Genomic DNA, 244 nt, shown 5'->3' on the forward strand with positions numbered 1-244 from the left:
TTCGCCGGCAACCGTCGAGAACCGCGCGAACATCGGCGTCTGCTTGCCGATCGCGGAAAAGATGCTGGCCTTGGTGTAGCGCGTGATGTCGTGGGTGACGGTGAAGGTGCCAGGTGCGCCGGAAGCGTTGCACCAAGTCACCATCGTCATGAGCGAGCGCGGCATTCCGAAGAGTTTCCGTCACCAGCACGGCTTCGGCAGCCACACCTACAGCATGGTCAACGCGAGCAATGAGCGCGTCTGG

The 244-nt window shown here is 62.3% G+C and carries 2 pseudogenes; one reads left to right on the forward strand and one right to left on the reverse strand.

Going from position 1 to position 244, the window contains the following annotated elements:
* Positions 1–123 (reverse strand): annotated as a pseudogene (locus FNJ47_RS48210) (catalase); the annotation flags it as partial.
* On the opposite strand from FNJ47_RS48210, the pseudogene FNJ47_RS48215 reads away from it, so the two are divergent.
* Positions 119–244: pseudogene (locus tag FNJ47_RS48215) on the forward strand (catalase); the annotation flags it as partial. The pseudogenes FNJ47_RS48210 and FNJ47_RS48215 overlap by 5 nt on opposite strands.

This window comes from Bradyrhizobium uaiense, assembly GCF_010811875.1.
Classification (GTDB): domain Bacteria; phylum Pseudomonadota; class Alphaproteobacteria; order Rhizobiales; family Xanthobacteraceae; genus Bradyrhizobium; species Bradyrhizobium uaiense.